This is a genomic window from Legionella sp. (assembly GCF_965140895.1).
Taxonomy (GTDB): Bacteria; Pseudomonadota; Gammaproteobacteria; order Legionellales; family Legionellaceae; genus Legionella.
In genome coordinates this window covers 1-7,635 of sequence record NZ_CBCSKT010000008.1, presented here as the reverse complement: position 1 = coordinate 7,635, position 7,635 = coordinate 1, and the positions used below count along the sequence as shown (strand labels likewise).

Below are 7,635 nucleotides of genomic sequence, written 5' to 3'. Positions count from 1 at the left end.
AAAATTCAGTGAATTACTGCAGCAGCACGACTTTTGGTGCGATGTATTGGGTGATATAAAATGAGGGGATTCATGAGCATCCCAGTAGTTCCTTCTCTAAGCAGAAGGACTTCAACATGATAGTGGCCATTGTTGAGCCGCATGCAATACACGCACTATTCGTATGGAGGAATTATTTTTATGAGCGAGTGGTTTTCCTTGGGAGTAGTTATAAAATCTTATCGCTACAGTTACAACAGTTTTGTATCTACTTAACTTCCTTCACCATCATTTTAATATCCTCCTGTGTGTTAGCCTGGACAGGACTTTTGTTAGCTGGATATTTTTCACTTTTAGAAATGAAAATGAATTTTAATTTACCGAGAAATTTCATGTGACTCAAAAAAAACTTTTTCAATTCCGACAGGGAAATATTTCCATCCTTGAGGACTGATAATCTCATAACTAATTATTCGATACTCCTTATCATTTTTATCTTCTATTAGTAAGCGTTCGGTGAAATACGGGTTGTGAGTCTATTCGTTATTTGAGATGCTATTGAAGCAGTGTAGTCGCGAGTGCTCCACGGGGACTTGCGGAGAAGAGCCAGTTTTTTCGTCCGAGGGCGAACGGCATGCCGCCGCCTTTTTTAATATCGCTTTCTCCTGCTCTAAGCGGCTAACTTGTTTTCTCAGTTATCGTAATTCATCAACCATTTTGCCAACATCAATTGGCTCGCCACTTGGCGCTAACACTTCACCATGTAATTTAGCTTTTTTTACCCAACCATGGAGTCTAGCCTCTGGTATACCTAAATCCTTTGCTGTAACTTCTGTTGCTCTTAGACATGAGATACCTCTTTGTTTACAGTTATTTTAACAAATCAGTGTCCCTTAAATCAGGGGAAGATTAGCTAAAGCCATGCACACTTTCTCAGATAGAATGTGTGCTTTTAAAGCATGAAACCTTCCATTAAAAGGCGCCTCAAATTCTATTGAAGGCACCACTGTTAATAAAGTATCCGCTACAATAAAACCATCATCATAACTACTTTCTGCAAGTATTAATGTCATAATATTAAGTTGTTAAATGGCAAAACCATAATGAGTACCATCTGGCAGCTCCACATCTAAGCGCAATTTTCCTCCAGTTGCTTCAACATAACGCTTTAAAGATGATAATTTCAGATCACGGCCAGGTTTTTCCATCTCAGCGACTGTTGGTTGTTTTATACCAAGAGCATTTGCCATATCTACCTGAGTTTTTTGCACTAACTCACGAAGTTCAGACAAATGAATATTGAGTAGCATTTCTTCTGCTTTCTCTTCAGCTTTTTTAACCACATCTGGTTTTTCTACTGCAAGAATTTGTTCAAGAGTTCTGGCCATAATAATTACTCCTTATTTGACTTTTTCAAATGAGCTGTAAACTCACGATCAGCTATTGGGATCATCTCTTCATAAAATCGTTTCTCATTTCCCGTTTTATTGCCAGCACACAATAAAATACCTCTCCGTTTTGGATCAAAGGCAAAGAAGGCGCGAATAGGTTCCCCCTGACTTTGGACTCTTAACTCCTTCATATTGCTATGACTAGAGCCTTTGACCGTATCTGCGTAGGGTCTGGATAACATGGGTCCCTTCTCTCGCAATACGATCATTGATGCCAATACATTAGCTCGATCTATATCATCTAAAGCATCAAACCAGATATCAAAGGTGTCTGTCGTTTCTATTAACCACATGATCTCCCCTTTTTATTATAGGCCATATCCTATATAGATTCAAACCTATAGTCAATGAGAAAGGAAAGAAAATGGGGCGGCCTGTTGAAAAATATGATTAAATAAAAATCAAAAATGCCTTGTAATAATAAATGAATACTGAAATCCTGGAATAATATTGTTCTCAGAACTTCCGCTTCGAGAGCTAAACAAAGGAATATAGGTAGTTATCTTTTTATCTCTCAAAGAAGAAATAATGTACCCTGAACCATAAGCTCTATCAGCGATAGTTTCATTATCCAATTGCTCTAAATAGGGAACAGAATCGTGAACTGTACCAGTAGTTATGTGTATTGCAAGAATGATCCTATTCTTAAAATGTGCGCCCAATTTAAGACACCATTGGCGTATTGTTTCATAACTTACATCAATGCCACGATACAATAAGCGCTCTGATACATCCCGGTAACTGTCATTAAACCTGTGCTTGTGCAGAATTATTGGTATTCTCTACCGAAGTATAGACATCTTTGGAGAATTCACTGGGAATCCAGCCAGTCAGCAGCGTGCCACGATAGAGAAGTTGGCACAAAAAGACCGCTTTGCATAGGTCATTACTGTCATAAGATGAGCATTGGGCACTTTCAAATAGCATGGTAATAGCAAGGGCCAGTTGAGCTGCAGAAAGACCGGCTTGGAGTAAGTGCATCGTTTTTTCTGATAGATGTGTATCTGAACGAAAGAATGAATATGTTGAAATAGCAACTTGCGCTAATTTTGTGGGGATCATTGCTGCCGGAGTAAATGCTTCTAAACTCGAGCTGATTACTTCTGTGGCCGCATTACTTCGTTGAGCATTGCGATGTCCGGTCGATGAGGTGAACGGGGCGCGTGTGTTGAGTGCATCCTTTATAGTAGCGATAGCATTATTAAAAAATCCAGCCATAGAATATCCTTATAATTCAATTCAGAGAAAATTCAAAATATAATAAAAAACAATAGCATGGAAGAAACTTGATTGATAGGCATTGAGGCTGAAATGCGTGCAGGTTAGTTGGCTTTGTTGTTCCTAATACCCCCGTAATCTTTTTTGCTATAGTGCTTTAGTCCCGATATTGTAAGCGAAGAACAGTCCGTCATCACAGAGGTTACGTCGTTAGTAAAATAGGGGTTATTTAAAGAAAATAAATCTTCAGCGAAACGATTTACCAGATATCGAATCAGAAGGGCTGGGGATTGCTATTTAACTTTTTATTGTGATCAAAATAGGTCAGTCATTTAGCATTTATCAGAACGGTTAAAATTGGATCTTAATGTGTAAAATACCATTCCTAATGTTTTTTTTATGATATGATTGTGCGTTTTTTATAAAATCGTATTATGTAACGGAGCAAAGATGAAGGTATTTGAAGAAAGTACACAAATAGATCTTAGAGGGCCAGGAAATCAGCAACAGGTGTCTCTGGATGTTGTTTATATTATAGCTGATTTTCTTCAAGCCAAAGAATTAGGTTTATTTGCTCAATCATCGAGGGATTTTTTAGATATTGCCCAACATGTTGCGAAAAAAAAAATATCAGTTGCTTCTACGTTTCCCAACCTTATAATCCATAAAAAATCTATTTCATTGTGTGATTCACAAACATCAGTATTATCCAGATTATTTTTTTCTGACAACACAATAACACATCGACTTAATGGTGTTGTCTCCATAAGTGGTGATGAATCCTGCAATCTTATGTTAAAGTCTGATGGGGCAGTTCATACCTATAGCTCTTTAAAAAGTGAGCAGGTAGAGGGACTTCCTCAAGACGATACTATTGCTTCAATTTATGCACGCTCAGGTGCTTATTATGTTTTAACAACCACAGGAAAACTATATTCCTGGGGGAAAAACGACTACGGACAATTAGGAAATGGTACTACAGATGACACGTCTATTCCTCAGTTAATCGAATTTACACCAGATCGCAGAATTATCGCAGTTTCTGTTGGCTCTTATCATGTTTTAGCTATTGATAATGAAGGTTTTATCTATGGTTGGGGTAATAACGAGTACGGACAACTTGGGCATGATTCAGAAAAGACATTATTCCCGGCACCCAAAAAAATTACTTTTTTTAATGAGAAAAAAGCGATGCAAATTTATGCACATGATTTTCATAGTTTTGTTTGTTTATGTGATAAAAAAGTCTTTGCTTTTGGTTACAATCGTTATAAACAGTTAGGATTAGATGATGAATATGCTGTTCAGGATGAGTGTCATAAACCCCAAGAGATTCAAGCATTGAGAAATATGTCTGTTGTTATGTTAGCTACAGGTCAGAGTGCTACTTTTGCCTTAACGTCACAAAAAAAGCTATTAGCCTGGGGAAGTGGCGTGAATAATAAAGTGCCTACAAAATTAACTGCCTTAAATGGCAAAGCAGTTAAATGTTGTGTAGCTTACTATAATAGTACTTGCTTAGCTCTTACTGATAAGAACGAAATTTATTTAGTTGAGAATAAATCTAAAAGAAAAATCGAAGGTACAACACTACGAACTGAGCTTTTGCATCATAATAGAGCGTTAAGAGAGCTTTCTTTATTTAATGGCTTAGCAAACGATTGTTTAAAAAAAGCAGATAATGCTTCGGCTAAGTGCACAATATTATAAGTCTTTGTAATTTCAATAATAATCTAAACAGTTCCTCGTGGCGAGGCATCGAAATTTATTGAACAATGACGGCATAATGACGTAATCAAATGGATTAAATTCTACTTGAGGTTATAGGAAATTCAAAAGAAGAAAGGAGTAACTTTGTACAGTTGGATTGTGGTAATTTATCTGCGTTCGCAGCGTAAGGAGCGGTGTATCTTGGTGGGAAAGGTTTAATTCAAGTCCACGATGTTCAGGTAGTTGTCTTTTATTTGAAAAAAAGGCGGATTAATCCCGTTAATTGATACGAATGGGTTTTTGCAGAGCGATTTGAGAGGTGTACTTCATCAGCTGCTTGGAAGATAATTTAAAGAGCAGGAAGGCCAATCGCATGGCCTGTTTACAGAGGATGCAATCGAGCGGGTTGTTTCCAGATTGGTGTTTGACCCGCAAAGCCCATGAGCGTTGTTTCGGAGTAGGCTGATGGTTAAATAGAGATGAAACGATAGGTAGCAATTGAGCGCATAATCGATTGGCGAGAAACCCAAAGTATCGAATGAGTCGAAAGCCTTTTTCAGGCAGGTGGTGAATAAATCGAGTGATAAAATCAAAAGGGTGCAGCTCAGTGTATTGAGTGTGTTTGGTGCGATGATTAAGGAACTTAAAGAGCAGAGACGTGCCGTTATAATGAACCAGGCGAGAATTAGCAATGGCTGGTCGTTTGATGTAACGCCCTAAGTATTCGATGTCTTTTTTAGGGTTTTTATGAGGCTTCGCACAATGGACTTGCCAGTATTTAGCGTATTGCTGTGCCAGCATGGAGGCCATGTTTTGGTTTTCCATCTCAGGGGCTTTGGTCAGGGCGCCTTGCTGATACTGAGTCCTTAAAAAAGTAATGAGCGTATAGCGCCACATAGTCATTAGGGTATTCTTTTTGAAAAACAGGCCTCTCCAGAGCAACTCTTTTGTTAATCCGCCTCGCGTTACAGACACGTGAAGATGTACATGCCAGTTGAGGGTTCTACCAAAGGTATGTAGGGCCATAAAGATGCCGAGTTTAAGTCCCTTTGCCTTGGCTAGTTTATTGAGGATTTTTCCCGCAAGCGCGGGCAGTTGATTCAGCAGGTGGCGGTTTACCAGGAATAAATCACTTAAGGCTTTGGGCATGGTAAAGGTAATGTGCTGCCAGGGGCAGGGCGGTAGAATTTCTTTATTCCTTTGCAGTCAGTTATCCGTAGCGATTTTGCCACAGGCACTACAGCCTCGGTCTTTGCAACTAAAGTGAACTCGCTTTTCATGGGTACAGGAGGGATTGGAGCAATGATAATGCGCATGGCCTCGCATGTAATGACGGCAACTTAAGGTTTTATTGATGCTGTAATCAACGCTCTCGCTGATTCCACCAAACTCTGAATAAAACTGACGGTAGCGGTACCAGTTTTCATCTTTGAGCCAAATATTGACCCTTAAGATCAAATAAAGTACAATTGGACTCATTGAAAACAATTATCCAGGTCGATAACATGAAACCTTATTCTTCTTTATTTCAATATCTAGATGAAAATCTCCCATGGCAAGGCGCTATTGCGATAAGGAGCCTTTCTTTTTTTAGCAGGATTGTACAGCCAGTAGATGAAAAAATATCTGAGTTGCGTAATAGAATCAATCAAACGAAAAAAGATGCAAACAATTTGGATTATGTGACCTACTATAAGGTGAATCAAAATAGCTTGACGTTTAAACGGATGAATATCTGCAAAGACTTTTTTGATTATTCAGAAACAGAAGCTGATTGGATAAAAAAGTCAAATAATCTTAGTGACTCAGACCACATTCAATTGAGTGTTTTACCCCCAGAATTAATTAATGAAATTGGAAACTGTCTCCCTGAAGAACAAACAATAATGCCCATCAGTGAACAAGGCCGCTCAGCCCTCTCGTTAACTTCAAATGATATTTATACAACCTTCCATCCCCCTCGACTGCTTAATGCCTTATTATTAAGCGTTGCTCATGGAAATCAGGTCAATGCAGAAAAAATATTAAAACGATACCCTGAACTACTTATGGAAAAAGGAACTTTGACGGATTATTCTGGAAGAACATTTAAAGACATAACTGCGTTTCAATATGCTTTATGGGCATTAGATACTCGCTATATGTGCACTATGATGCTCAATTGTATACCCCAAAATGAACTAGGTGAAAAAATAAGAATATCATTACTAAATCAACAAGGTGAACACGAAATAAATGGTGTTACTTACACACTCAAAAACAAGACCTATCAAGAAAAACACTATGATTGTGAACCATTAGTAAGGGTTTGGCAGGAATATGACGATGCAAGGTCTTACATCGACCCAATAATCCCAATGCGATCGAGAGATGACATAAATAAAGATTGGCAAGAACTCGCTGTAGGCATTCCCGCCCATTTTTCTCAGCATTACTGTGATCTTGAACACCCATTTAACTATGGCTTTGAGATATCCTTTACAGAACCAGTATTTAAACGAACCTTAAATTTCTATAATGAAGTAGTTAGTGAATTAAAAACTTTCTTCAGAACCCCGATGGTTGCTGGTATATTTTATTCTAAAGATATGACTAAAGATGAGTTAGACGAAATGAAAAAACCAAATTGGAAAAGAGACCGGGATCTCAGAAATTACATGCACTTCTTTAGCACTTTATCTGAAGTGAGAACCAAAGACATCATGTTCCTCAAGGAGCGATTAGCTACTCCCGTTATAAGCTCCGAAGAGAATCTACAATCAAGCTCTTCACCCATGTTTTGACAGGGCACCGCCCGCGGTTTTGTCGCATAAAATTTCATGTTCTGATAGATTTGCTGAATTTTTCTGGAGTTTGGCAGATGCTCAGTTTCAAGTGGAAGCATTCTAAGCAGGATATCATATTGATGCTGGTAAGATGGTACCTTGCTTATGCACTGAGTTACCGTGATGTTGAGGAACTTGCTCTGGAGCGCGGATTAAGTGTGGATCATTCTATAATCAATCGCTGGGTAATCAAATACGCTCCTCAGCTGGGAGAGGTTTTTCGCAAACGATGCAAGCGTCCTGTTGGTGTTTCATGGCGTATGGACGAGACCTATATAAAGAGTGGGTGTATCTGTATCGTGCAGTTGATAAGGAAGGCGATACCATTGATTTCATGCTGTCAGAAAAGCGTGAGAGTTATAGTCGAAAGTGGTGTATGACAAATTAAATTAGGTGGCGTATTCTGTTGATTGTTCTTAGCGGGAACAAAAATCAACAAAGGAGATACGCCA

Annotated in this window: 6 protein-coding genes and 2 pseudogenes; 3 read left to right on the top strand and 5 right to left on the bottom strand. The window is 38.5% G+C overall.

All coding sequences use genetic code 11. From position 1 onward, the window contains the following. Nucleotides 1–872: 872 nt before the first annotated feature. The 4 genes from ACQY7T_RS01055 to ACQY7T_RS01040 all read right to left on the bottom strand — a co-directional run bounded on the left by ACQY7T_RS01055 (nucleotide 873) and on the right by ACQY7T_RS01040 (nucleotide 2,648). On the bottom strand, nucleotides 873–1,052 hold the full coding sequence (locus tag ACQY7T_RS01055; protein WP_428410884.1) for a hypothetical protein: 180 nt from the start codon (nucleotides 1,050–1,052) through the stop codon (nucleotides 873–875). 12 nt (nucleotides 1,053–1,064) lie between these two features. Beyond that, nucleotides 1,065–1,367 carry a helix-turn-helix domain-containing protein gene (locus ACQY7T_RS01050; RefSeq protein WP_428410883.1) on the bottom strand — a complete coding sequence of 101 codons (303 nt, stop codon included), beginning with the start codon at nucleotides 1,365–1,367 and terminating at the stop codon, nucleotides 1,065–1,067. Between the two features lie 5 nt (nucleotides 1,368–1,372). Continuing rightward, a complete protein-coding gene (locus ACQY7T_RS01045) occupies nucleotides 1,373–1,723 on the bottom strand; it encodes a type II toxin-antitoxin system RelE/ParE family toxin (RefSeq protein WP_428410882.1) in 351 nt (116 codons plus the stop codon). Nucleotides 1,724–2,177: 454 nt separating this feature from the next. Continuing rightward, nucleotides 2,178–2,648 carry a hypothetical protein gene (locus ACQY7T_RS01040; RefSeq protein WP_428410881.1) on the bottom strand — a complete coding sequence of 157 codons (471 nt, stop codon included), beginning with the start codon at nucleotides 2,646–2,648 and terminating at the stop codon, nucleotides 2,178–2,180. 450 nt (nucleotides 2,649–3,098) lie between these two features. Here ACQY7T_RS01040 and ACQY7T_RS01035 point away from each other — a divergent pair, with 450 nt between their 5' ends. Next, a complete protein-coding gene (locus ACQY7T_RS01035; RefSeq protein ID WP_428410880.1) occupies nucleotides 3,099–4,358 on the top strand; it encodes an RCC1 domain-containing protein in 1,260 nt (419 codons plus the stop codon). A gap of 279 nt (nucleotides 4,359–4,637) precedes the next feature. Here ACQY7T_RS01035 and ACQY7T_RS01030 read toward each other — a convergent pair. Continuing rightward, a pseudogene (locus tag ACQY7T_RS01030) lies at nucleotides 4,638–5,837 on the bottom strand (IS91 family transposase). A gap of 26 nt (nucleotides 5,838–5,863) precedes the next feature. On the opposite strand from ACQY7T_RS01030, the gene ACQY7T_RS01025 reads away from it, so the two are divergent. After that, nucleotides 5,864–7,141, top strand: a complete 1,278-nt coding sequence (locus ACQY7T_RS01025; RefSeq protein ID WP_428410879.1) for a hypothetical protein — start codon at nucleotides 5,864–5,866, stop codon at nucleotides 7,139–7,141. A gap of 77 nt (nucleotides 7,142–7,218) precedes the next feature. Next, nucleotides 7,219–7,538, top strand: a pseudogene (locus ACQY7T_RS01020) (IS6 family transposase); the annotation flags it as partial. Nucleotides 7,539–7,635 lie beyond the last annotated feature (97 nt).

Coding starts and splice junctions, on each gene's coding strand:
- ACQY7T_RS01040 (WP_428410881.1), bottom strand. CDS start 2,648: ATGGCTGGATTTTTTAATAATGCTATCGCTACTATAAAGGATGCACTC.
- ACQY7T_RS01035 (WP_428410880.1), top strand. CDS start 3,099: ATGAAGGTATTTGAAGAAAGTACACAAATAGATCTTAGAGGGCCAGGA.
- ACQY7T_RS01025 (WP_428410879.1), top strand. CDS start 5,864: ATGAAACCTTATTCTTCTTTATTTCAATATCTAGATGAAAATCTCCCA.
- ACQY7T_RS01055 (WP_428410884.1), bottom strand. CDS start 1,052: ATGACATTAATACTTGCAGAAAGTAGTTATGATGATGGTTTTATTGTA.
- ACQY7T_RS01050 (WP_428410883.1), bottom strand. CDS start 1,367: ATGGCCAGAACTCTTGAACAAATTCTTGCAGTAGAAAAACCAGATGTG.
- ACQY7T_RS01045 (WP_428410882.1), bottom strand. CDS start 1,723: ATGTGGTTAATAGAAACGACAGACACCTTTGATATCTGGTTTGATGCT.